Annotated in this window: 1 protein-coding gene; it reads right to left on the minus strand. The window is 74.6% G+C overall.

The annotated features are described in order from the left end of the window. Positions 1–5 precede the first annotated feature (5 nt). A partial coding sequence (locus tag G3I41_RS33815) for a C40 family peptidase (RefSeq protein ID WP_164404345.1) occupies positions 6–315 on the minus strand: 310 nt, incomplete at its 5' end.

Raw genomic sequence — 315 nt, forward strand, 5'->3', positions numbered from 1 at the left:
CGCGGTCAGACCCGGGTGACCGAGGAGACGGGCATCATGCCGACGGGGTCGTAGCGGACCGGAGCGCCCGGGTACGGAGCATGGATGACCTGGCCGTTCCCGACGTACATCGCGATGTGGCTGGCGTCCGCCCGGTAGGCGACGAGGTCCCCGGGGCGGGCCTCGGAGAGCGGCACCATGTGCCCCGCGTACCGCTGGGCCTGCGAGGTCCGGGGCAGGCTCACCCCGGCCTGGGCCCAGGCCCACTTCATCAGCCCGGAGCAGTCGAACCCGGAGGGCCCGCTGGCGCCCCACACGTAGGGGCGGCCGAGCGCC

The organism is Streptomyces sp. SID9727 (assembly GCF_010550605.1).
Lineage (GTDB): Bacteria > Actinomycetota > Actinomycetes > Streptomycetales > Streptomycetaceae > Streptomyces.